Below are 25,442 nucleotides of genomic sequence, written 5' to 3'. Positions count from 1 at the left end.
TTATGAGGATTACCTCCTATTTAATTATATTTTTTATTCTATCGCTTTGCATTCTTGTTGGTTGTAATGAAGAAACTTCATTAAAAGATAATAAGATGTATACTACATGGTCATCCTATTTAGGTGATTCTGGTAGAAGTCATTTTACGAGCCTTAACCAAATTACACCTCAAAATGTCTCGCAATTAGAAGTTGTTTGGCGATACGAAGCGCCCGATTGGGGACAAATGCAAATGAATCCTTTGGTTGTTGATAGCCTTGTCTATGGGGTAACTGCAGCATTACGCGTAGTAGCACTTCATGCTGAAACCGGTAATGAACTATGGCAATTCGGCGATTCGGTTCAAGTTTGGCATTCTACAAGTAGAGGTGTCTCTTATTGGGAAAAAGGAAATGACAAGCGTATTCTATGCACACGTGGTGCTGATCTTTATGCTCTTGATGCGCTCACCGGATTACCTATTACCTCTTTTGGTAACAATGGCAAAATAGATATGCGTTCAGGAATGCCTGAATCGGCCAAAGATAAGTTCGTTATCTCAAACACCCCTGGTACTGTTTTTAAAGACATTATTGTAATGCCATTACGTATATCTGAAGGTTCTGATGCAGCACCAGGTGATGTTATGGCTTTTAATATAATTACCGGTAAACCAGAATGGGTATTTCACACAATACCTCACCCAGGAGAATTAGGGTATGAGACTTGGGTAGACCCCAACGCCTATAAAAGCCCAATGGTTGGTGCTGCCAATAACTGGGCGGGTATGGCATTAGACGAAGAAGCAGAAATCATTTATGTGCCAACAGGTTCTGCTGCACCAGACTTTTATGGTGGTGACCGTTTGGGAAGCAACCTCTTCGCTAATTCATTAGTGGCTTTAAATGCAAATACAGGCGAGTACATTTGGCATTTTCAATTCACCCATCATGATATTTGGGACCGCGATCCTCCGGCCCCACCTAATTTGTTAACAGTAAATCATAATGGTCAAAAAATAAAAGCGGTGGCACAAGTCACCAAACAAGGATATGTTTTCCTATTTGATCGTTTAACAGGGGAGCCTTTGTTTGATATTGAAGAAGTACCTGTTTCACCTTCAACATTAACTGGTGAAGTATCTTGGCCTACACAACCTGTTCCCACAAAACCGAAGCCTTTTGCGCGACAATCAAATGAGCTAACAAAAAAGGATATCAGCCCTTATGCCGAGAATAAGGAGGAGCTTTTAGAATTTTTTGAGTCTGCAGAAAAAGAAGTGTATAATCCACCTAGTCTTGAACCTACCTTATTGCTTCCTGGTTATGATGGGGGCGCTGAATGGGGAGGTGCAGGTGTTGATCCTGAAGATGGAATTTTATACGTGAATTCCAATGAAATGGCTTGGAATTTAAAGATGAAGGTCAATGAAGCAAATGCTCCAGAAATGCCCTTAGGTAAACGAATTTATAGTAGTAAATGTGCTACTTGTCATCAGTCAGATAGAAAAGGTTTAGTAGCTAGCGGTTTTCCTTCTCTAGTAGATATTAATCTTAAGAGAAGCAAAGAAGAGGTAGTCTCTATTGTTACTCAAGGCAAAGGTATGATGACCGGTTTTCCAACATTGTCCAATATAGAAAAAGATGCTTTGCTTCAATTTCTGTTCAATGAGGAGCAGCCTTCAGAGCCTCAAGGAAAAAAGGAAATTGCCAACACCTTAGAAGAGAACCCATACTTACATGGTGGCTATACTAAGTTTTTAGATAGTAATGGCTTACCTGGGCTATCACCACCTTGGGGAACACTAAACGCTATCGATTTAAATTCAGGTGATTTTTTATGGTCTATTCCCTTTGGGGAAACCATGTCACTAAAAGAAAAAGGTTTCCCTACCACTGGAACTGAAAATTATGGCGGGCCAATCATTACCCAAAACGGACTATTGCTTATTGCCGCCACAAAAGATGGTTTTTTTAGGGCATTTAATAAAACAACTGGTGAACTTCTATGGGAATATGAACTGCCTGCAGCTTCATTTGCCACACCAAGTACATATGAATACAAGGGCAAACAGTATATCGTTCTCGCTTGTGGAGGCGAAAAATTAGGAACCAAAAAAGGAAATCAGATTATTGCCTTTGCATTGGCTAACCCTTAATCTGTAATGCTTTCTTTAAATTGATAATGTTTTTATCTTCCTCTTTAAGTAATCTTTTGGTTCGTAAATAACGACCAACATTGTATTCATCAAAATTAGAGGCGTTCTTATCTACACTACTTACCCGAACCATATTTGAAGAATGGATAAATTGATTGTCGCCAATCCACATACCCACATGAACAACTTTTTCTGCAGTCGAATCAGTTGCTTTTCTACCAAAAAACAACAAATCACCTTTATCTAATTTACTAAAATCTGCAATGGAATCTATCGATTTACCTGTATGTACCTGCTGTGATGCATCTCGTGGAATCACCATACCATTCATATAATAAATAGTTTTGGTGAAACCGCTACAATCAACTCCCTTCGTTGATGTCCCTCCCCACAAATAAGGCACCCCCATTAATGATTTTGAGGTTTCGATTAGTGAATTGGCATCATAACTTAAACTTGATAACCATGATGTATAATCCCTGGCTTCTTCTTTAGAAACTAAAGCTTGTCTACCATCTGGAAATTGAACTTTATAATTCCCTCCTTCTTCCTCTAAAACCTTCAAAATACTTCCGGCAACAAGGTCAGATACTCGAATACTTGCATCTGTTAAATCAAATGCATGACCGTAGGTATTTGTATATATAATCTTGTTTGAAGTTGCCCACTGAGATAAACTTTTCTCGTCCATTAATTGAATACCGCCAGCATCTACCCATGCCAAGTATTCATCTGGTGTTTGTATCAAATACCAATCTGAATCCTTTTTTAAAACATTGACCTCTGTGCCAAGAATAGCTTGGGTTGCTAATTCTGCAGAGTGCTTCGGATTGCTTCTTAGATTGGCCGTAGAAATATTAATAACGGCCTTCGTTTTGCCTTTCAAATCTGATGATGGAAGTATATTAATTTCATCTACAACCTGAATTCCTTTCTCCTTCAAAATCGCTTTTAGAGAATCTACTGCGTTTGGCAAATTACTTTCGCCTATCAATTTTAGACCAGAAGGGTTTTCTAAAGCTTCTACATTAAAAAGTGCTGTTCGCTTATCAGGCGCAAAAAATTGTTTTATGTTCTCAATCTCATCGTTAGAAATTTTCTTTTCTTCTAAATTGGTACTACATGCTATATTTAATGCTATCAAAATCAACACAAAAGCTTTTGGAAACAGCGTTTTCTTCATACCTAAAAAAATTTCTAATTGTATTAGCCTTGTGAATTTATGTAAATTTATCGCAAATGAAGAAACTTAAGGTCATAGAACTTTTTGCTGGTGTTGGTGGATTTCGCTTGGGTTTAGAGGACTCAGACAAATATAAAGTAGTCTGGAGCAATCAATGGGAACCCAGTACAAAAATACAGCATGCTTCACTAGTTTACGAAGCCCGGTTTGGAAAACAAAACCATAGTACTATAGATATTTCTGAAGTAGAAACGAAAGTAATACCAGATGCAGATATTTTAGTGGGTGGTTTTCCCTGTCAGGATTATTCTGTAGCTACTACCTTGCAAAATTCTAAGGGTTTAATTGGTAAAAAAGGAGTGTTATGGTGGAGTATTCATAGAATATTATCGGAAAAGAAAAATCCGCCAAAGTATCTTTTTTTAGAAAATGTAGATCGTTTACTAAAATCACCCTCGAACCAAAGAGGTAGGGATTTTGCCATAATGCTAAAGAGTCTTGATGATTTAGGGTATGCTGTAGAATGGAGGGTAATAAATGCCGCAGATTATGGTATGCCCCAGCGTCGCAGACGTATATTCTTCTTAGGTTATCACAAGTCGACGCCCCTTTACAAAAAATTTAAAAGTATAACACCAACAGAATGGATTTTTGATTCTGGAACAATTTCATCTGCTTTTCCTATTACCAGTACTTCAACAACAATAGCTGAATTTACAATTGACGAAGATTTGGTTTCGCTATCAGAAAATTTTAATGTTGAAGGAAATTTATCTCCTTTTCAAAATACAGGTGTGTTTATAAAAGGAAAAGTTCATACTACTAAAACGCTACCTTATTTTGGTGGAAAGAAAACTGTTTTAAGTGATATTCTAGAAAAAGGAATAATACCCGATGAATTTTATATTGCAGAAGATCAGTATGAAAAATGGGAATATTTAAAAGGTGCAAAAAAAGAAATACGAACTTCCAAGACAGGATTTTCATATAACTATAGCGAAGGAAGTATGATTTTTCCAGATGCGTTAGACAATGCTTCTAGAACAATAATTACAGGTGAAGGCGGTAAAAGTCCTTCTCGTTTTAAACATGTAGTTCAAACCAAAAAAGGGCTGAGAAGATTAACTCCTTTAGAACTAGAGCGTTTAAACATGTTCCCCGATGACCATACTGCCCTTAAAGGAATTTCTAATACCAAAAGAGCATTTTTTATGGGTAACGCCTTAGTAGTGGGGGTTGTTCAAAAAATAGCAAATGTTCTTGCTAATAAAATTAGTTCGACGTGAAAAGTAATTTCATATCTGATTTAAGAAAAGAGAAACAACTCTCTCGTCTTTTAGATATGTATTATGAAAAAAGTTTAGTCTATTATGATACATGCCGAGTTCATGATATGAAAAGTCAAATGGCAGGTATTGATCTTATATTTACCCATAAGCAAACAAAAACTGTTTTTAATATTGACGAAAAAGCGCAATTAGATTATATAAATGAAGATTTACCCACATTCGCTTTTGAATTTGGCTACTATAAAGAAGATATCTATAAAGAGGGTTGGCTTTTTGATATACATAAGAAGACCGATTTCTACTCTTTGGCAACTGCTATATATGAAGATGAACCTAACATATTTACTTCATGTAAAATAACATTGGTTAACCGAAAAATGTTGCTTTCTTTTCTAAGTAAAAAAACTATATCCAAAGAGGTTTTGAAAGTTTATTGTGACGCTAATAAAGAGCACCATGGTAAATTAAAAATAAAGGAATTAAATACAAGAACTGAGGGTTATCTATATTTTTCAAAAAATAATAAATCTGAAAAACCGATTAATCTAATTCTAAAATTAGAATTTTTAATTGACCAAGGGATTGCCAAGCGGTTGGTTTAAAATGTGTTCGATTATCCCAACATATTGTTAATCAACGTATAAAATTTTGAATTGTCATTTTTTTTGTTATATTATTAGGTATGGTAAAGTTAGAAAAGTCAGATAATACAGCGTTTTTAGAAAAATCAATTCAACATTTAGAAGCAACAGGTTTCGAAAATATAAAAGCGGATATGGAGGGTTATGAAACTCCCAAATCATATACTAGAAAAGGCAAAGAAGATCACATTACACCAGATATTGTTGCTAATAAGAATGGTAGAAAATACTATTTCGATATTAGCCTTAAATCTCCAAAAACTAGGTTACTTAAATCCAAATGGCTGTTTTTAGATACCTTAAGCCGTATGAATTCTAACCGATTTAGAATTATAACTACTAAAGGGCATTATAAGTTTACGGATAGTATGTTAGAGGATATAAATTTGAGTAATAAAACTCCTATTAAAATTTAAATATACTAATCATATATATATAAAAATGGACGCTAATAGCGTCCATTTTTATTTTTTTACCATCTGAATATGTGGAATTCCATCTTCTAAATATCCTTCACCAATAGCTTTAAAACCTAGTTCTGTATAAAATTTATCAAGATAGGTCTGTGCCGAAATTTTTATTTGTTGTTCCTTAAATTTTTCATTAACAGCATTAATTGAGGCTTGCATAATATCTTTTCCATAACCATACTTTCTGTAGTCTTTATGTACGGCAACCCTACCTATACTAGCTATATCAAAATAATCGCCAGGTTTAAAAATTCGAGTATATGCAACAACTTCATTATTATTATTAATTCCAATTACATGAAGTGCCTTAGCATCTTTACCATCTAAATCTTGGTACACACAATCCTGTTCAACAACAAAAATTTCACTTCGTAACTTCAACAAACTATACAATTCTTGAATAGATAATTCGTTAAATTTTTTCACTTTAATATCTAACATAAATTGGTGTAATTAACTAGTTATGTTTATATCTATTATCAACTAATTATTTAATTTTTAATTAGTTACTTATGCCTTTTAAAGGTTATCAACATATATATAATGGTCTTTATTTAATGGGAATTTTTTCAACCCTACGCTCATGTCTTCCACCAGAAAAAGGAGTATTCAAAAATGTGGAAATCATTTCAAGAGCTTGGGGTAAGGCTATGTACCTTGCAGGTAAACTTATTATATTAGCGTCGTTATGTTCTCTAGCTAGTTGTGTTATTTCTTTCGTCCAACATAAAGCGGCCCTCACATTTTGTTGTTTATTAGCTGTCATACAAGCCCCATTTCCACTACCACAAATTAAAATACCGAAATCAACTTTACCTTTTTCAACATCTTGGGCAACTGGATGAGCAAAATCTGGATAATCAACACTATCAGTACCATCGGTACCATAATTTGTTACCTCTACTTGCATAGATTTCAATAAACCAATAATAGCTAGTTTATATTCGGTCCCTGCATGGTCATTACCAATAGCTATTTTCATAAGCGTATTCTTTATAGGTTAATAGTTCATTATTTATCATGCGGGGGAACGATAAAATGGATGTTAAAGGTACGATAATCAAGCATTCACAACAAAAATTAAGCACTTGACAACAATTGTTATAGTTTAAAATTTAATAGTTGTTAATTACTATGTTATAAGCTAGTTTACTTCATGCATAAATTGTTTAAAAAAACATGCTTAAAAATTTGCTTTTTAAAGTTGACATCTGCTTACACTTTTAATCTTCGATAGAAGAATAAAAATATTAGAAAGTATTAGTTGATTTTTATCAAATAAACACCTCTCGTTAACATTAAAATTACATTTAGTTATTAATAAATTCATGTTAATAGAGGTTATAAACCAATTCTTATAACTTCTCAAAATACTGATTTCCAATATCCAATTAGGTTAAAGTTCTGTCAACAACTTTTAGTATCTCATAAAATCAAGTAAAAATCCAATAAGTTATACCTGTTATTAACAGACTATAATAATCATCAAAATTTAATTTAATTTAAAAGAAAAAATGCCAATTATGATATATATGTTAATAACAACTTATTAGCTTAACTTTTCAATAAAAGGTTGACTAATAGGTAGTGGATTATAATTCGTAATTTTCCAACAAATAAAAAGTTTAATGTCGAAGAGAAATAAAAAGGCGAATAATCATAGAAAGAATGAAATTACAAAAGGAATTTTTACTGTTCTTGAAAAGGAACCTAGTAAAAGTTTTAATTATAAGCAGATTGCCGCCAAGATTGATATAACCGATGCCCAAGATAGAAATATCCTAATTAAAAGGTTAACAGAGCTTAAGGAAAAGAAGCGTATACAAGAAATTGACCGAGGCCAATACAAAGTATTAGAAAATACCAAGTCGTACCATGAAGGTACTGTAGATATTACAGGTAAGGGAAATGCTTATATCGTTGTTGAAGGTATGGATGATGATATTTTTATACCATCGAATAAAATAAATAAAGCTTTTCATAAAGACAAAGTAGAGGTTTATATATACCCAAGAAGTAAAAGTAAAAAGTTAGAGGGCGAAATAGTAAGGGTTCTTGAACGGTACAAAACAACATTTGTTGGAATTGTAGATATGCAAAAAACATTTGCATTCGTAAGACCTACAGATTTTAGGATGTATACTGATATTTTTGTTTCAAAAGATAAATTAGGTGACGCAAAAGATGGTGAGAAGGTTTTGGTTGAAATTACCGATTGGCCAGATAATGTAGATTCCCCTTTTGGTAAAGTGACAGAGGTTTTAGGAATACCAGGAGAACATGATACTGAAATACATTCTATACTTGCGGAATACGGATTACCTTATTCTTTTCCTGCAGAAGTTCAACGTTTTGCCGATGGATTAGATACTAGTATTAAGAAAGAGGAAATTTTAAAACGTAGAGATGTAAGGGATGTTTTGACATTTACTATTGATCCTAAAGATGCCAAAGATTTTGATGATGCACTATCGTTTCAAATATTAGAAAATGGAAATTTTGAAATTGGCATTCATATCGCCGATGTATCTCATTATTTAAAAAAAGAAACGATTTTAGATGATGAAGCATATGAAAGAGCTACATCTGTTTATTTAGTTGATCGTGTGGTACCAATGTTGCCTGAAGTATTATCTAATAATGCTTGTTCGTTAAGACCTAATGAAGAGAAGTATACATTTTCTGCCATTTTCGAGCTTGACGATACATCTGTGATAAGAAATCAATGGTTTGGAAGAACTGTAATCAACTCTAACGAACGTTTCGCATATGAAGAGGCACAACATATCATAGAAACAGGTAAAGGTCTTATTCCTCAAGATATATCTATTAGAGATTCGTCTTACACTGTTACTGATGATGTAGTAGAAGCTACGTTGATAATGGACCGATTAGCAAAAATTATGCGTGATAAACGTATGGATCAAGGTGCGTTGTCTTTCGATAAAGTTGAAGTGCGCTTTAATCTTGATGAAAACAGTGAACCTATTGGTGTTTATTTTAAAGAATCTAAAGATGCTAATAAGCTAATAGAGGAGTTTATGCTTTTAGCTAATAGAAAGGTTGCTGAATTTATCGGTAAACAAAAACCAAAAAAGACTTTTGTATATAGGGTTCACGATGATCCAGATCCAGATAAATTAATTGCTTTGAATGGTATTGTATCTAAATTTGGACATAAATTAGATTTTAAGGATAAGAAATCTATTAGTTCATCTTTAAATCAATTACTGCAAGATGTTAAGGGAAAAAAGGAGCAGAATATGGTCGATACACTTACTATTCGTAGTATGAGTAAAGCTATATATACTATTGATAATATTGGTCATTATGGTTTAGCTTTTGATTATTATACACATTTTACCTCACCTATTCGTAGATATCCTGATGTTATGGTGCATAGGTTATTACAACATTATATTGATGGTGGTAATTCAGCTAAAGAAGAAGAATTTCAGAAGAAATGTAAGCATTCTTCCGATATGGAATATTTAGCTTCAAGCGCAGAACGTGATTCAATCAAGTATATGCAAATCAAATTTATGCAGGATCATAAAGATGAGGAGTTTCGTGGTGTTATAAGTGGTGTTACCGAATGGGGAATATATGTTGAAATTATAGCAAACAAATGTGAGGGTATGATTCGTATTCGAGACATAAAGGGAGATTATTATATCTTTGATGAAAAGCAATATGCTATAGTTGGTGAACGTACCAAGAAGAAATATACACTTGGTGATGAGATAACCGTTATGGTTAAAAGTACCGATTTAATTAAGAGGCATTTAGATTTTGCTTTGATTCCGGATGATAAAAAGTAATTTGGAACGGAATTTGGTATAAGGTGGCTGTATTAGAAAGGTTACATTGAAGCTAGTTGCTTTTCTATAAACAAATTTATACGTAAAGAATGAAACAAGTATTAGTTTTAATGTTTCTCTTCGGATGTATTTTGGTTACAGGCCAGGATAGTAAGGTTACTCATAAATTAGAACCCTTTAAGGAAGTAAAAGGTTTTGATGGTTTATCTATTAATCTTATAAAATCTACTGAGAACAAAGCAATAATTTCCGGTGAAAATACCAGCAGTGTTGCTATTGTTAATATTGAGGGTGTATTAAAAATACGCATGCAAATAGGTAAGATTTTTAGTGGATATAAAACTTTTGTAGACTTATATTACTCTGATAAAATTTTAGTTATTGATGTCAATGAAGATGCTAGGATAGTTACCAAGGATAAAATTAAACAAGAAGTTTTAGAACTAAAAGCACAAGAAGGTGGTGAGCTTATTGTAAATGCAGAAGTTGAACAAATGTTAATAAAGTCAGTTTCTGGAGGTGTTATTAGAACGACAGGTTCTTCTAATTTACAAGATGTTCAAATCAATACAGGAGGTGTATATGAAGGTAAAGATTTTAATACAAATTTTTGTACGATAAATGTAAATGCTGGTTCTAGGGCTGAGATTAATGCAAAGGATTATGTAAAGGCTACTGTTAAGGCTGGTGGTGAAGTTTTGGTGTATGGTAATCCAAAAAAATTAGAAGAAAAAACTGTCTTTGGCGGTACAATAAAAAGAATGTAAAGTTTCATGTTAGAAGATATACAAGCGGCGATTCCTTTAGGCTTTTTTTTAAGTTTTATGGTGGGTCCTGTTTTTTTTGTTCTTTTACAAACAAGTGCAGTTAAGGGTTTTAGGGCTGCAATTACCTTTGATTTAGGTGTTTTATTAGCTGATATTTTATTTATTCTCCTTGCTTATTTTAGTAGTTTTCAGCTGCTGGAAAATTTAAGTAATCAACCTGGGTTATATGTTTTTGGAGGGGTTATACTTTTAATTTATGGTTTAGTTACCTTTTTTAAGGTAGATAATAGTAAGGAAATACCTGAAGTATCTAAAAGAATTAAAAAATCTCATTTCTTAAGCTTATTTATAAAAGGGTTTTTATTGAATTTTATAAATATTGGGGTACTTGTATTCTGGCTGGGTATTATTATTATTGTTGGACCTAGCTTAGATAATCAACCGGATCGTTTTTTTACTTTTTTTGCTACAGTACTTCTCTCCTATTTTGTAACAGATATATTTAAAATTTTATTAGCGAAACAGTTAAAGAAAAAGCTAACTGTAAAGAGAATATTTCTAGTTAAAAAGATAATAGGTATAATACTTATTATTTGTGGTATAGTACTTATTGTTAAAGGATTTCTTCCTAAGGATCAGTTTAACATTGAACATGAATTAGAAAGATTTGAACATAATATTATAGAATAAAAAAGCCGGTTTTTAACCGGCTTTTTTATTCTATAATATTTAATAACTATTATTTTTTATACTTATCATTAAGCAATTTAACTATTTCATCTGTTAAATTATTTTTTTCAATACCATAAAGAACACTACCACCATCACCACCACCTAGTATGTATGAATACCCGTTAGCCTTACCATAAGATTTTATTTCTTCTTTAACTTTAGAAACGATACTATCCATTTCTGTTTGTCCAGCTAATTGAAGTTGTTGATCTTGTTGTTGTAATTGTTGTCCAATTATTTGACCCTTTTGTTGCATAGCTGCATATTCTTCTTGTGCCTTAGTTTGAGACATAGATTGTGCTTTAGCTTGAAAAGCTTGTGCTTCCATTTGAAAGGCCTGTGAAATACTGTCTCTTTTTGAGGCTAGTGCGTCAGCTTGAATTTTAAATTTTGATTCAACATCAATTTTTTGTTGGTATTCATCCATCAACTTCACATTATCGACATATCCGATTTTTTCTTGTTGGCAGGAAGCCAATAATGCAATAGCTAATAGTACTATAAGATTTTTCATTTTTTTTCATTTTTAAGTTTTGCAAAAGTAATAAAGCTTTTCAATTTGAAATTATTTTTAAAGATTATTATAAACGTGATTTTTCTTAGAATTGGTTTTTATTATGCCTATTTATGATTTTATAGATAATCCTTATTTTAATTATCTTTTTTAAGTTGTTTTAAAGAACTATCTTTTGTTTAGTAGTATTCATAATAACCAGGGAAATAAACATGCCTTAAAAGGGCTTAATTAGGTTTTTACTCTCTTTTTAGGACATATGTGAGCGAAGAATACTCACTTGTTCTATTTGCTTTATAATTTGAAAGCCATCCTTGATAAATGGCTTTAAAATAATTTTGTTTTCCATTCTTATATTTTTCTGATAATAGGGAAACATAATATGAGTCAAATTTCATTGGTAGGGTTTGAATTATTTTAAAATTTTGTTCTTTAAATAATTCGGAAATAGCATTTTGAGAAAAGTGCCATAAATGTCGGGGTGTGTCATAGGCTGCCCAATATTCTTTGTAATGAATAGCATCATTTGATTTAAAATTAGGAACGGCAATTATTAAGGTACCTTCTTCAGCTAATAGATTTGTAATTTTTTTTATTTGATTTTTTAAATCAGGAAGGTGTTCCATTACATGCCATAAAGAAATAACGTTAAATTTCTGTTGTCCTAAATTTTCTAAATTCTCTACTACATTCAATGTTTTTGACACTGCTTTTTCTCGAGCTTGTTTATTTGGTTCAACACCAAATATTGTCCAATTTTCTTTTTTAGCAGTGACTAAAAATTCACCCGTGCCACATCCAATGTCAAGTAAAGTTTTTCCGTTATTGGAAAATTTATTTATCAATTTTGTTTTTTTATGTAATGTATATTTCTTAGCTAATGAATATATTTTTTCAAAAAAATTAGTTGATTGGTCTGTATGTGAAATGTAATTTGATGTTTGATAATATTTGTCTAAATTTTTTGGTTGTGGTTTTGTAACTAGCATGTCATAGTGGGTATCTAATTCAAGCGAAAATTCTTCTTTTGTTAGAAAGTAATCTTTTGTTGTAAGATGTATAATGTTTGTTGACATGCTTATTTTTCAAAGTTTTGTAATAATTAATATTCATTGTTCCACGTGGAACAATTTCTCCTACCGGCCAAGAAAAACTAAAAGGACACTAATGTCACTTGGGGTAACACCACTAATTCTTGATGCTTGTGATATAGTTACAGGTTGTATTTTGGTTAATTTTTCTCTTGCTTCGAAAGAAAGTGATTTTAATTTTGAGTAGTCAAAGTTTGTCGGAATTTTTACAGCTTCTAGTCTGTGAAGCTTATCCGCATTCACTTTTTCTTTTGCTATATAACCTGAATATTTTATTTGAACTTCTGCTTGTTCTAGAACTTCACTATTAAAATTATTTTCTTTGATAAAGTTAGAAACTTTTTCAAGTTGTAACATGTGATCCATAGTTACATTAGGTCTTGAAAATGCTTTATACATTTTATCAGATTGCTTGACTAAAGCGGAATCTACACTTGTTAATATTGGATTTATTTCATTTGGCAATACGCTGGTTTCCTTAAAGAAGTTTATTAAAGAGTCTGATTGTTCTAGTTTTTCTTCCATTCTATTCATACGCTCTTCACTTGCTAAACCTATAGAATAACTCAGAGGTGTTAGTCTTAAGTCTGCATTATCCTGTCTTAATAATGTTCTATATTCTGCTCTTGAAGTAAACATTCTATAGGGCTCTTCCGTTCCTTTTGTTATCAGATCATCTATTAAAACACCAATGTAAGCTTCATTCCTTTTTAGAATTAATGGTTCTTTTTCATTTAATTTTAAATGCGCATTTATGCCAGCCATTAAACCTTGTGAAGCTGCTTCCTCATAACCCGTGGTTCCATTTATTTGACCAGCGAAGTATAGATTTTCTATGAGTTTTGTTTCTAAGGTGTGTTTTAATTGTGTTGGTGGAAAATAGTCATATTCAATTGCATAACCTGGTCTAAAGAATTTAACTTTTTCGAAACCCACAACAGAACGAAGTGCTTTAAATTGGATATCTTCAGGCAATGATGTTGAGAAACCGTTTACATAAACTTCTACAGTTTCCCATCCTTCAGGTTCAATAAACATTTGGTGACTGTCTTTGTCAGCGAATCTATTTATTTTATCTTCTATAGATGGGCAATATCTCGGACCAGTACTTTTAATTCTACCGTTAAACATTGGTGATCTATCAAAACCTTCTCTAAGTAAATCATGAACCAATGCACTTGTATGTGTCATGTGACAATCACGTTGATGTGATAAAGGTTTAGTATTAGTGTAAGAAAATTTTTCTGGTACAGTATCACCGGGTTGAACGATCATTTTAGAATAGTCTAATGATCTACCATCTACTCTTGGTGGCGTACCTGTTTTCATTCTGCCACTTTCAAAACCTAGACTAAGTAGTTGTTCAGTTATTCCTGTCGCCGCTTTTTCACCGGCTCTGCCCCCTCCAAATTGCTTTTCTCCAATATGAATTAATCCATTTAAAAATGTACCGTTCGTTAAAACAACTGATTTTGATTTTATATCAATTCCTAAAGATGTTTTTACTCCAATAATTTTATTGTTTTCAACCAAAAGTCCCGAGACCATTTCCTGATAAAAATCTACGTTTGGCGTGCGTTCTAGCATTAATCTCCATTCTTCGGCAAAACGCATTCTGTCGTTTTGAGTTCTTGGACTCCACATCGCAGGGCCTTTTGATTTGTTCAGCATTTTAAATTGAATTGCTGATTTGTCTGAGACAATACCACTATAGCCTCCAAGGGCATCTATCTCTCTTACAATTTGTCCTTTTGCAATTCCACCCATGGCAGGATTACAAGACATTTGCCCTATGGTTTGTAAGTTCATGGTAATCAAAAGTGTTTTTGAACCCAAATTTGCAGCAGCAGCAGCAGCTTCTGCACCTGCGTGACCGGCACCAACTACGATAACATCATATTCTTCTCCAAACATATCTTCTATTGTTCCACGTGGAACAGCTTTATTTTTTCTTCTTCTTTAGCGCGCATTTCGGCAGTAGCTGTATCCGTTTTATCCGAATAACCCATTAGGTGTAATATCCCATGAATCATTACGCGTTTTAATTCATTGTCAAAGGAAACATTAAATTCCTTTGCATTCTCCATTACACGATCAATTGAAATGTATATGTCTCCAGAAACATTTTTTCCTGACACATAATCAAATGTTATGATATCAGTCAAATAATCATGTTGAAGATAATCTTGGTTGATTTTTAGCAGATAAGCATCATCACAGAAAATGTAATTTAATTCATGTATCGAAAAACCTTCTGTCTTACAGGTTGCTGTTATCCACGAATCATAGGTGGTTTCTGCGGTTAATTTGAAATCAATTAGGTAATTGTAGTTAATCATTAGCTTTAAAATACTCTTTAACCTTGTTTTGAAAATTTTGGCGCAAAGGTAAGCTTTGCCTATTTAAAATTTCAACTTCATTACGATAATTATCTAATAATGAGGGTTTAGTAGTAATTGGATTGGAAAAATCCTTTTGATTTGCATTACTTTCTCTTTCAGATTTCTTGCCTTGTTTTAATGCTGCGTTTTCTAATTTTAATAATTCGTATTGTATAGTGTTGGCTTTGTTGATAGTACGTTGTGTAATTCCGTTTTCTAATAAGTCGTTTTCAAAATCTTCCATCTGCTTAATCAACTTTTGCCCTAATTTTTGGTCGGCTGAATTAATCATATTTTGAAGCTGATTTTCTAGCTCTTGACGAATTTTCTGTTGACTCTGGTAAATTTCGTAGATTTCCTTTAGCTCTGCTTCGCTCATATTCCCTTGTCCTTGTCCACTCTGTCCGTTAGCACCTTCTTGCCCTTCTCCATTCGTGCCAGATTCACCGTTTTTGCCACCAGCACCCTTACCTCCTTCTCCGTCCTCGCCATTTTGACCATTTTTCCCTTCAGAACCTTGTTTTCCACCTTCTCCCTGCTCCCCTTTTTCACCTAGACCGCTCTTTCCCTCTTGCCCTTCTTTGCCTTCACTGCCGGTTTTTCCTTCGCTACCCATTTTTTCACCTAATTGTTGTTGTGCCTTAATAATATCAGGTAATTGAAAACCGCCTTCACTTTGTCCAGAACCTTTTCCCATTTGCATACTTTGCTGCATATTGTCCATAACTTCGGCTAAAAAATCTGCTAAACTATTAGCGGCGGTAAGCACATATTTTTGATGTGAAATGCCTTGATAAATTTGGCCATCGGCCATAGTTTCTAATGACTTATCAATGTTATAATAAACCTCTGTAATTTGCTCATTAACGAATTCAGATAGTTCAGCTTGTCTTAAGGATAATGCAAATAGACTATCATCTACATGTTCAAAAAGACCCCTTAATTCATTCTGATCTCGAACTGTTTCAGAATATTGAGTAGCATCTTGGTCTTCTTTCTGTGCTAGCCTCTCAAAAAGCGATTCTTGTTTAAATGAGAATATGATAAGATTATCCAATATTTGTCTTAACATTTCTGCATCTTCGGCAACCGAAGAACCACCACCACTACTTGAAGATGATTCACTCAATTGTTCACTCATTTCCTTCATCTTATCCGCTGCGGATTTTTGTTTTTGGTTTGCTTTGGTGTTGGAGTCAGTTTTTTCATCATCATCTTTTTTCTTAAGTTCCTCTAAGGCATCTTGCTGGTCTTCCTTAACACCTTCTTTTTTGGAATCATCCAATTTTAAATCTATTGGTTTTTTTAGCTTTTCATTGTCCTTTTTTAAAGCATCGAGTTCACTTGAAAGCTCATTGAATTTGTCATTCAATTCTTTTTGTTTTTCTGGGCTATTTTCTTTCTTATTTTTCTTAGATTGATTTTCTTGGCTTTTAGCTAATTCTTCTAAATCCTTAGATAATTGAGACGCCTTTTCTGTGACATAATACCGTTTGGTCAATTCTAAAAGTTGTTCTAAGCTTCGCTCACTGTTCTGCTGCTTTTTGCCCAATTCTTCTAGGCGTTTAGTCAAATCTTCCTTGTTTATTTTATTCGCTATTTTATTTAATTCTTCTAGTAGTTTTTCGTTTTTCTTAGCCTCTAACTCTTGTCGTTCTAATCGTTCTTGTAACAATTGGTTTAATTTGTTATCACTTGCATCTTTTGCTAAATTTTCTTTAAGCTCTTTGCTAAATTTTTGCATGAACTGCTCTTGGCGCTCTTGCTTCTGTAAAAAGTCTTTTATTTGATTTTGATCATTGAAGTTTAAGCTACTTTTTTCTTTTTGATTTTGATTTAATTCTTCTAGAGATTCTTTCTGTTCTTTAGCTCTTTCTAAAGACTTATCTAAATCTTTAATTAAGGATTGTTGTGATTCTAAATCTTTATTTTTTAACTGATTCTCATCTAGTATTATTTGTTGAAACACCTGACTTTTTACACTTTTACCATTGTGGATAGCATCGTTGTCAGTTATTTTAAAATAAAAGCCATAATCCTTACCCGTTTCTATAATTAAACCAGAAGGAAATGTATAATAGAACTGTTCATAATTTGATGATGGCTTTACCAATGAAACAGTGTGCTCTTCTTTTTCATTTCCTACTTCAAAATAGACAATATCTATTTTTCGTAGGCCGTAATCATCTGTAGCATTGCCACTGAAATAGGAAATGTTAGGATTAATGGTGTCTAGTACTTGATTTACTTTAACTGTAGGATATCCATCTTTTATTACTTTAAAATCATAAGCTAATCTTTCATAGTTGGACACATTTTTATTTGTGGTAGTTAGTTGATAGTTCAGATCATTGTAAATTTTCTTCTCTAATTTAAATTCATTTTTTTCTTTTAAAAATGCAAGTGAAGTGTCTTTTTGAACGAGATTAATCTTATCGGTATGTTTTCCTTCAATTTTCCAAATTACTTTGGTTCCTTCAGGAATTACAGCGTTACCCGTACTTTTTATGATTTCGTTTGGCTTATTTAAATAGGTAGGAAAACTTAAATTCATAGTAAAATCAATAATGGACGGAGTTTCTAATGCTACTAGTGTGTAATTACGAGAGCTGACTTCGTTTGCACTAAATCTAAATTGTGTTGATTTTATAGGAGGCGTAAAAGTGTGGACGTAAAAACCATTTTCTTGTTGAAGTAAAATGGTTTGGCCATCTATTTCGATGTACACATTTTCCGGTTTAATAGTTCCTTTTGTAGCTACTTGAACGGTGAAAGATTCATCTTGAAGAATATTGAGATTCGAGGATAACAATTCGAAATGGAATGGGGCTGGTTTCTCAAAAGCCATTTCATAATTAACTACACGTTCATAGGTGCCGAAAAAAGATTTTGAATTCCCTGTAATGTAAAGCGTTGTAATTATCAATAACGGGATGAGTGCGTATTTTATATATTTTGCTGCATCTTTATAATTAATTGCATTCGAAAATGGTATTGAATCCATTTGCTTTGAACGCTGTGTAATACTAGCCAGCAAAAGCTCTGATTTTTGTGGATTTTCACCTAAATCTAATAGATTGGTAAGTTTATCCCCTACTTCAGGGAAATGTTTTCCAATCATTGAAGCTGCATCTTTTGGACTTATTCCTTTTCTTAGTTTTAAGAGATAAAAAATAGGAATCAAAATATAGGCGAAGAGTAGAAAAAACTCTGTTGCTATAAATACACCAAACAGTATCATTCTACCCAAGGTATTAAGCCATAAAAAGTATTCTACACCCAATACAATTATGAAAAATAATAGTCCAAAGGCAAAAAATAACAAAATACCCTTAAGTAAAACTTGAGAGTAATGCTTTTGAATGAATTTATTCAGGCGGTCTAAAATATGGTTGAAGTCTTGCAATTATTGATTTTTATACCAAGATAATGGTTATCACGAATGAATAATGGGAATAATTTGTTAAAACAAAAGAGTATTCATTTGATATAACCGTTGCTATCAGTTAATTATTATCGTAAAAGATACAAATTCACCTTTCAGATTTTCTATATAAAAACTGTTGGTTGTGTATCTTTGCGACTTCATAATAAGAATATGTCAAAAAAAGTACGCGTTCGTTTTGCTCCTAGTCCTACTGGGCCTTTACATATCGGTGGTGTTCGTACCGCTCTGTTTAATTATTTATTTGCTAAAAAACATGGTGGTGATTTTATACTTCGAATAGAAGATACCGACCAAAATAGATATGTTGAAGGCGCAGAACAATATATTATCGATTCTTTGAATTGGTGCGGAATTCCTTTTGATGAAGGTATCGGTAAAGATGGTGGTCATGGTCCATATAGACAGAGCGAGCGTAAATCTATATATAAAAAATATGCTGATGAACTTATAAAAAACGGAAAGGCATATTATGCTTTCGATTCCTCTGAAAGTCTTGATGCACATCGAAAAAATCATGAGGAAAAAGGTAAAACGTTTATTTATAATTGGCATAATCGACTTAAACTGGACAATTCGTTGTCGTTAATGCCAGAAGAGGTTCAACAAAGGTTGGATAATGGAGATGAATTTGTCATTCGATTTTTAAACCCACCGGACGAAAAATTGGAGTTGACCGATATTATACGTGGTTCAATCCAAATTGACACCAACGTTCTTGATGATAAAGTTTTATTTAAAAGTGATGGTATGCCTACGTATCACTTAGCAAATGTTGTTGATGATCATTTAATGGAAATTACCCATGTTATTCGTGGAGAAGAATGGCTACCTTCCTTAGCATTACATAAGCAGCTTTATGATGCTTTTGGATGGGATTCTCCCGAGTTCGCTCATCTCCCGCTAATAATGAAGCCTATTGGAAAAGGAAAATTAAGTAAGCGTGACGGAGAAAAATTAGGTTTTCCTGTTTTTCCACTTTCTTGGAATGAGTCGGTAGGATATAAAGAAGAAGGATATTTTCCTGAAGCTGTAGTTAATTTCTTAGCCCTCTTAGGGTGGAACCCAGGAACGGAACAAGAATTATTTTCTTTAGATGAATTGGTTGCCGCCTTTAGTTTAGAGCGTGTGAACAAATCAGGTGCACGTTTTGACCCAGAAAAAACTAAATGGTATAATCAACATTATTTACAACAAACCCCAGATGTTGAGTTAGCAAAAAGTTTCCTGCCTATTGTAAAAGAACAAATCACTAACGAATCATATGTTAACATAGAGTATGTAACCAAGGTTGTTGCCCTTATAAAAGAACGTGCGGTATTCGTATCTGATTTTTGGGAGTTAAGTGACTATTTTTTCGTTGCTCCTAAAGAGTACAATGAAAAGGCAACTAAAAAGCAGTTAAAAGAAGATACTGCTGACATCATGAACGACTTAATCGCCACGATAAAAACCATAAAAGATTTTTCATCAGAAAATACCGAAACACTAGTAAAAGCATGGATTGCCGAAAAGGAATTATCTTTTGGTAAAGTTATGCCTCCACTTCGTTTGTTTTTAGTAGGTGATATGAAAGGCCCTCATATTTTCGATATTATGTCTATGATTGGCAGAGAGGAAAGTATCTCTCGTATTGAAACTGCCTTAAATAAATTGGGTTAAATGTAAATTTTCAGGAAAATGAGTCAAGCTTTATTTTCCTGAGAATTCACCCAAAACCTCCATTGCCCTATCGGTATCTTTTGTTGATACGAAAATATGATCATGAAAGTAAGCGGCTACAACATTGCAACTAATATTATATTTTGTTAAGGCAGTAGCTACCGCCGCAGTTAAACCAACAGCATCTAATGCCGAATGAACGGTTAGGGTTATCCATGAAGAAACAAATTCATACTTGAAATTAAACTCATCTGCTTTCTCTTTTGTTAAGATAACCGTAATGCCTTCTGCCTCTTTAAATTCGAATAATATATCTTCTCTAGGAATTTGGGTAATGTCCTTTAGGGATATGAAAACAAAACATCCTACATTTAAACTTGGCTTTAAAGATTTCAACAGTACGTTAAGATTCGTTTCTCCTGCCATTTGAGGTTGTTCACTGGTTTTAAAAATAAAAATCGACCCTTCGGGGTCTATAAATTATCTTACACGGTTTAAAACGCCCTTAATTTACATTTGTTTACAAAATAATTTATTCGTTTTTCCATCTGTCATTTGCCCAATCTGTCATTTCTATATCTGTTAAAAATGTCCAAGCAATTATTCTGCTCAATTTGTTGCCCTGTCCCATAGGTGTGGTTTTGTGTTTTAATACACCGACCTTTTCTAATCTGTCATAGAATGAGCGTAAATTAGATTGCTTTGATACCAACGTTGAATACCAAGCGGAATTTTTTGGAAATTGGGCGCTTTCATTGATCATATTTAAAACAAAAAGCTTTTCACCACCATCCGTCCATAATTCCCCACCTTGTCCGCTGAAATTTAGTTCAGCCTTCTTAACCCTCTTTTTCTTCAGATTGCTCAACTTACGCAAGGTCCCCGCTTCTGCTTCTGCTTGAGTTGCGTGAAATGGAGGATTGCAAATGGTTAGGTCTACTTTTTCATTGGTGTTTAATATTCCCGAGAAAATATGCTCAGGTTTTGGTTGTAGTCTAAACTCTACTTTACCATGAAGTGAAGGGTTTGAGGTCACAATTTTTTGTGCAGCTTCAATACCTTTTGGGTCTATATCTGTGGCAATAAATGACCATCCATAGACACTATTTCCAATTATTGGGTAAACACAATTGGCGCCAACACCAATATCCAAGCAAGTAATCTGCTCCCCTTTAACGAAAGCTCCATCATTACTCGCGGCTAAAATATCTGCAATGTGATGAATATAATCTGCTCGCCCAGGTATTGGTGGGCATAAAAAACCATCTGGTATATCCCAATAATCTAAACCGTAATGTGAGATTAATAGGGATTTATTCAGGGCCTTAACTGCTTTAGGATTAAAAAAATCAATAGAAAGATTACCATACTTGTTTTTGGCAACAAATTCTTTAAGGTCAGGATTTACAAGGCGTAGCGCTCTTAAATCATAACGTCCAGCATGTTTGTTGCGTGGATGTAAATTTGGTTTTTCTAAATGTTCTTTTTTCTTAGGGTCTGCCATAATGTGGAAATGAATAGTATAGGGCCCAAAGCTAAAGCTAATTTTTAAGTAGCGCCATTATTTCTTCGCATGCGTTTAGGGCCATACCAAAGCCAAAAGCCGGTAATTGTAAAAACCAAAAGGGCAATACCCATAACCGTGGTATAAAAAACCTTTATCTGATTGTCACTTGTGCCCAGATACGTATCTAAAATTGAACCATCATGTATGTTTTCAATAAGATCAGAATACCGACGGTCTACATGTAATAATTTTCCTGTTGCACCATCTAGTTGAAGTCCCCATAGGTGATCGGCGTATATAAATTTTACCATTCCCTTGTCTTTTCGAATATCGATACGGTCGATATCGGTTGAAAGATTCGATGAAATTGTTTTCAAAAGATAAGAGTTGGCCAAAGAGTTAAGACTGTCAATAGGAAGCCAATCTTTTAGTTCAGTAGAAGTGCCTTGGTAAGATTTTGATAAAATGACACCCCCACTATGTTTTTTCCACCCTAGAAGTAATCCGGTGATAGCTATGAAAAAGAAAAACATAAACAATGCAGCCCCAGTAACTCGATGTATTTTTCTAAAAATGCGTAATAATTTAGCCTGTCTCTGTCTTTTGGTATCCTTACGCATTCTTTTGGTTCAGTTGTTTTGCAATATAGTTAGTTTTGAAAAAGACATATTAGAAGAAATTGTTAAAAGAAAATAATTAAAAGCCCTTTTTGGGTTTCTATTTTTAAAGCCAACTTAACCTCTTGTTTGTGAATAGTATAGTTATACTTACTTTACTTGCCTAGAAAATTTTAGTTTGCATGTGGGTGTTTGAGGTATATTTTTTAAAACATAATGATGTAGTAAATGATTAAAATTAAACCATAGTTTTTATCTATTGACTTTCTATTAATAATAAACGAAATATTTCTAATTTTACTAAGGAAGATAATAAACAACATTTAAACTAATATAATCATGAGTAGTACTAATGGAAAAGGCGAAGCTTGGGATGTAAATGAGTCCTCAGCAGCAGATTGCCCATTTTTAAATGGTGAATTAAATCAAGCAGCAGGTGGTGGCACAACCAATAAAGATTGGTGGCCCAATATGTTGAACTTAAATATTTTAAGGTTGCATTCTAAAATGGCCGACCCGATGGATGATGATTTTAATTATGCAGAGGAGTTTAAATCTTTGGATTTAACCGCTATTAAAAAGGATTTGACTGAATTAATGACGACAAGCCAAGATTGGTGGCCAGCGGATTATGGACATTACGGGCCTTTCTTTATACGTATGGCTTGGCATAGCGCAGGCACCTATCGCATTGCTGACGGTAGAGGAGGTGCAGGTGCAGGAAATCAAAGATTCGCACCATTAAATAGTTGGCCAGATAATGCAAACCTAGATAAGGCTCGCCTATTATTATGGCCTATTAAGCAGAAATATGGAAAAAAGATTTCTTGGGCAGATTTAATGATATTGACAGGTAATGTTGCTCATGAAAGTATGGGTTTACCAATGTTTGGTTTTGGTGGAGGTCGTGAAGATATATGGCAACCTCAAGAAGATATTTATTGGGGTTCTGAAACAGAATGGTTAGGAAATAAACAGCGATATGATGAAGATGGAAACGAGCTAGAAAATCCTCTTGGTGCTGCGCACATGGGATTAATTTATGTAAATCCTGAAGGGCACAATGCAAACCCTGATCCTTTAGAAGCAGCACATTATATCAGACAGACCTTCAAAAGAATGGCCATGGATGATTATGAAACTGTTGCTTTGATTGCTGGCGGTCATACATTTGGAAAAACACATGGTGCTGCTGACCCTGAAGAATATGTAGGTGTAGAACCTGCTGCTGCCGATATTACAGAACAAGGTCTTGGATGGAAGAGTACTTACGGATCAGGTTCTGGTGCCGATACAATTACTAGTGGACTTGAGGGAGCATGGACTCAGACTCCAACCAAATGGAGCCACAAATATTTTGAAAACCTATTTGGTTTTGAATGGGAATTAACAAAAAGCCCTGCTGGAGCATGGCAATTTAAACCCGTTGGTGATGCAGGTTCAGGAACTGTTCCTGATGCTCATATTGCAGGTAAAACGCACCAGCCCTTTATGTTGGTTACAGATATGTCCTTACGAATGGATCCTGATTATGAAAAGATTTCAAGAAATTTTTTAGAAAATCCTGATGAGTTTAAAGATGCATACGCGCGTGCTTGGTTTAAATTAACACATCGTGATATGGGTCCTGTAGAACGTTACTTGGGGCCAGAAGTACCGCAAGAGGAATTAATATGGCAAGACCCAGTACCTAGTGTAGATTTTGAACTAGTCAACGAAAGCGATATTCAAGAATTAAAGAAGAGTATTTTATCTTCTGGTTTATCAACTTCAGAGTTGGTATCTGCAGCTTGGGCATCCGCTTCTACGTTTAGAGGTTCTGATAAACGTGGTGGCGCAAATGGTGGCCGTGTTCGTTTAGCACCTCAGAAAGATTGGAAGGTAAACAACCCTACACAGTTGGCTAAGGTTATTGCCACATTAGAAAAAATTCAGAAAGATTTCAATGATAAGCAAACGGGCAATAAGAAAGTTTCTTTTGCTGATTTGATTGTATTGGGTGGCACTGTCGCTGTTGAAAATGCTGCGAAAGTTGCAGGCTATAATGTACATGTTGGTTTCAACCCTGGTCGTACTGATGCAACAGAAGAGATGACAGATATTGAAGCTTTTAATGCATTAGAACCAATCGCTGATGGATTTAGAAACTTTACAAAACAAAAAATCTCAGTAAAAGCTGAAGAACTTCTGGTTGATAGAGCAAATCTTCTAACATTGACTGCACCAGAAATGACCGTCTTAATTGGTGGACTTCGTGTATTAGGCGCTAATTATGATGGTTCTAATTATGGAGTATTTACCGATAAACCTGGTATGTTGACAAATGACTTTTTTGTTAACTTATTGGACATGTCTACTACTTGGAAGGCAGCCTCTAATGATGATACTGTTTTTGAAGGAAGTAATCGTAATACCGGTGATGTTAAATGGACAGGCACACGAGCAGATTTGATATTTGGATCGAACTCTGAATTAAGAGCATTGGCCGAGGTATACGGAACTGAAGATGCAAAACAAAAATTCGTTCGTGACTTTGCAAGAACTTGGACCAAAGTTATGAACTTAGACCGTTTTGATATTTAATTTATAAAGTAAACTTAACCCCTCATAAAAAAGGCAGCTCTTTAGAGCTGCCTTTTTGTTTACTATAGTTTAAAATGAAGAATAATTAATCAATTTCTTGACCAAATGTTAATAAGTTGTGGTCGGGATCCAATAAAGAAAATTCCTTTTGTCCCCAGGGGCGAATCCCTAATTCACCATTGGGATGTATTGGCACATTGTTTTTTAATAACACTTGGTATAATGTATTAATATCTTTTGTTCTAATATACACCTGACCATAATTCTCTTTTGGATTTAGGGCTTCAAAAAGAAAGAAGTGTAATTGTACTTCATCTTTCTCTATCATTAAATATTCTGAATATTCATTAGTTCCATATTCTTTGAATCCTAAAAAATCAATATAGTATTCTCTAGTTTTCGCTTTGTTTCGCATGGGTAATTTTGGTTGTATTGAAACTAACATTGCTTTGGTTTATTTTTAATGATAATATCTTTTAAAGATAGACTTTATGCCACCATCATAAATTGGAATATCACAGTTAGAACTATTGAACAACATTTTAAAATTTAGTTTTGGTCGTTATTAGGTTATTATATGAGCTTATTGCTGTAACAATTG

Annotated in this window: 21 protein-coding genes; 9 read left to right on the top strand and 12 right to left on the bottom strand. The window is 33.6% G+C overall.

All coding sequences use genetic code 11. The features are described 5' to 3' along the window. The first annotated feature begins 2 nt into the window (after positions 1-2). Entirely contained in the window at positions 3-2,138 is a 2,136-nt protein-coding gene (locus BMY56_RS18025; RefSeq protein WP_091627569.1) for an outer membrane protein assembly factor BamB family protein, read from the top strand. Here BMY56_RS18025 and BMY56_RS18020 read toward each other — a convergent pair. Next, the gene (locus tag BMY56_RS18020; RefSeq protein ID WP_091627567.1) at positions 2,128-3,321 is read right to left on the bottom strand and encodes an SH3 domain-containing C40 family peptidase; all 1,194 of its coding nucleotides are present in this window, start codon (positions 3,319-3,321) and stop codon (positions 2,128-2,130) included. The genes BMY56_RS18025 and BMY56_RS18020 overlap by 11 nt on opposite strands. A 56-nt stretch (positions 3,322-3,377) precedes the next feature. Here BMY56_RS18020 and dcm point away from each other — a divergent pair, with 56 nt between their 5' ends. From dcm to BMY56_RS18005, 3 genes are all read left to right on the top strand, one after another. After that, positions 3,378-4,607: a DNA (cytosine-5-)-methyltransferase gene (gene dcm / locus BMY56_RS18015; protein WP_091627564.1), complete on the top strand. Its 1,230-nt coding sequence runs from the start codon at positions 3,378-3,380 to the stop codon at positions 4,605-4,607. Beyond that, complete coding sequence (locus BMY56_RS18010; protein ID WP_091627561.1) at positions 4,604-5,212, top strand: hypothetical protein; 609 nt, start codon at positions 4,604-4,606, stop codon at positions 5,210-5,212. Before dcm ends, BMY56_RS18010 begins: the two co-directional genes overlap by 4 nt. A gap of 80 nt (positions 5,213-5,292) precedes the next feature. Then, positions 5,293-5,667, top strand: coding sequence for a hypothetical protein (locus BMY56_RS18005; protein ID WP_091627558.1), 375 nt, complete (start codon positions 5,293-5,295; stop codon positions 5,665-5,667). A 48-nt stretch (positions 5,668-5,715) separates the two neighbouring features. Here the strand turns inward: BMY56_RS18005 and BMY56_RS18000 are convergent, their stop codons facing one another. Both BMY56_RS18000 and BMY56_RS17995 read right to left on the bottom strand, forming a co-directional pair. Beyond that, entirely contained in the window at positions 5,716-6,162 is a 447-nt protein-coding gene (locus BMY56_RS18000; RefSeq protein ID WP_091627555.1) for a GNAT family N-acetyltransferase, read from the bottom strand. 109 nt (positions 6,163-6,271) lie between these two features. Continuing rightward, the gene (locus BMY56_RS17995) at positions 6,272-6,703 is read right to left on the bottom strand and encodes an RpiB/LacA/LacB family sugar-phosphate isomerase (protein ID WP_091627552.1); all 432 of its coding nucleotides are present in this window, start codon (positions 6,701-6,703) and stop codon (positions 6,272-6,274) included. 646 nt (positions 6,704-7,349) lie between these two features. Between BMY56_RS17995 and rnr the strand changes: the two genes are divergently transcribed. From rnr to BMY56_RS17980, 3 genes are all read left to right on the top strand, one after another. Further along, complete coding sequence (gene rnr / locus BMY56_RS17990) at positions 7,350-9,542, top strand: ribonuclease R (protein WP_091627549.1); 2,193 nt, start codon at positions 7,350-7,352, stop codon at positions 9,540-9,542. A gap of 89 nt (positions 9,543-9,631) precedes the next feature. After that, positions 9,632-10,309 (top strand): head GIN domain-containing protein, encoded by a 678-nt coding sequence (locus BMY56_RS17985; RefSeq protein WP_091627546.1) that lies wholly within the window; start codon positions 9,632-9,634, stop codon positions 10,307-10,309. A gap of 6 nt (positions 10,310-10,315) precedes the next feature. Next, complete coding sequence (locus BMY56_RS17980) at positions 10,316-10,999, top strand: LysE family translocator (protein ID WP_091627543.1); 684 nt, start codon at positions 10,316-10,318, stop codon at positions 10,997-10,999. A gap of 49 nt (positions 11,000-11,048) precedes the next feature. On the opposite strand, the gene BMY56_RS17975 is transcribed toward BMY56_RS17980, so the two are convergent. The 5 genes from BMY56_RS17975 to BMY56_RS17955 all read right to left on the bottom strand — a co-directional run bounded on the left by BMY56_RS17975 (position 11,049) and on the right by BMY56_RS17955 (position 18,433). Further along, positions 11,049-11,555: an OmpH/Skp family outer membrane protein gene (locus BMY56_RS17975; protein ID WP_091627540.1), complete on the bottom strand. Its 507-nt coding sequence runs from the start codon at positions 11,553-11,555 to the stop codon at positions 11,049-11,051. A gap of 239 nt (positions 11,556-11,794) precedes the next feature. After that, the gene (locus BMY56_RS17970) at positions 11,795-12,631 is read right to left on the bottom strand and encodes a class I SAM-dependent methyltransferase (protein ID WP_091627537.1); all 837 of its coding nucleotides are present in this window, start codon (positions 12,629-12,631) and stop codon (positions 11,795-11,797) included. Between the two features lie 60 nt (positions 12,632-12,691). After that, positions 12,692-14,560, bottom strand: a complete 1,869-nt coding sequence (mnmG, locus tag BMY56_RS17965) for a tRNA uridine-5-carboxymethylaminomethyl(34) synthesis enzyme MnmG (protein ID WP_091627534.1) — start codon at positions 14,558-14,560, stop codon at positions 12,692-12,694. A 5-nt stretch (positions 14,561-14,565) separates the two neighbouring features. Beyond that, on the bottom strand, positions 14,566-14,985 hold the full coding sequence (ybeY, locus tag BMY56_RS17960) for an rRNA maturation RNase YbeY (protein WP_091627531.1): 420 nt from the start codon (positions 14,983-14,985) through the stop codon (positions 14,566-14,568). Next, complete coding sequence (locus BMY56_RS17955; RefSeq protein WP_091627528.1) at positions 14,978-18,433, bottom strand: coiled-coil domain-containing protein; 3,456 nt, start codon at positions 18,431-18,433, stop codon at positions 14,978-14,980. Before BMY56_RS17955 ends, ybeY begins: the two co-directional genes overlap by 8 nt. Positions 18,434-18,625: 192 nt before the next feature. Here BMY56_RS17955 and gltX point away from each other — a divergent pair, with 192 nt between their 5' ends. Then, positions 18,626-20,134, top strand: a complete 1,509-nt coding sequence (gene gltX / locus BMY56_RS17950) for a glutamate--tRNA ligase (RefSeq protein ID WP_091627526.1) — start codon at positions 18,626-18,628, stop codon at positions 20,132-20,134. A 30-nt stretch (positions 20,135-20,164) separates the two neighbouring features. On the opposite strand, the gene BMY56_RS17945 is transcribed toward gltX, so the two are convergent. The 3 genes from BMY56_RS17945 to BMY56_RS17935 all read right to left on the bottom strand — a co-directional run bounded on the left by BMY56_RS17945 (position 20,165) and on the right by BMY56_RS17935 (position 22,261). Continuing rightward, the gene (locus tag BMY56_RS17945; protein ID WP_091627523.1) at positions 20,165-20,560 is read right to left on the bottom strand and encodes an ACT domain-containing protein; all 396 of its coding nucleotides are present in this window, start codon (positions 20,558-20,560) and stop codon (positions 20,165-20,167) included. Between the two features lie 106 nt (positions 20,561-20,666). Continuing rightward, on the bottom strand, positions 20,667-21,638 hold the full coding sequence (rlmF, locus tag BMY56_RS17940) for a 23S rRNA (adenine(1618)-N(6))-methyltransferase RlmF (protein ID WP_091627521.1): 972 nt from the start codon (positions 21,636-21,638) through the stop codon (positions 20,667-20,669). Positions 21,639-21,682: 44 nt separating this feature from the next. Further along, positions 21,683-22,261 carry a PepSY-associated TM helix domain-containing protein gene (locus BMY56_RS17935; protein WP_091627518.1) on the bottom strand — a complete coding sequence of 193 codons (579 nt, stop codon included), beginning with the start codon at positions 22,259-22,261 and terminating at the stop codon, positions 21,683-21,685. A gap of 336 nt (positions 22,262-22,597) precedes the next feature. Here BMY56_RS17935 and katG point away from each other — a divergent pair, with 336 nt between their 5' ends. After that, complete coding sequence (gene katG / locus BMY56_RS17930) at positions 22,598-24,841, top strand: catalase/peroxidase HPI (RefSeq protein ID WP_091627516.1); 2,244 nt, start codon at positions 22,598-22,600, stop codon at positions 24,839-24,841. 85 nt (positions 24,842-24,926) lie between these two features. Here the strand turns inward: katG and BMY56_RS17925 are convergent, their stop codons facing one another. Continuing rightward, positions 24,927-25,286 carry a bleomycin resistance protein gene (locus BMY56_RS17925; RefSeq protein WP_091627513.1) on the bottom strand — a complete coding sequence of 120 codons (360 nt, stop codon included), beginning with the start codon at positions 25,284-25,286 and terminating at the stop codon, positions 24,927-24,929. Positions 25,287-25,442: the final 156 nt, after the last annotated feature.

Origin of the sequence: Maribacter orientalis (assembly GCF_900109345.1) — a bacterium.
GTDB lineage: Bacteria > Bacteroidota > Bacteroidia > Flavobacteriales > Flavobacteriaceae > Maribacter > Maribacter orientalis.
This window is presented reverse-complemented; position numbering and strand designations above follow the sequence as displayed.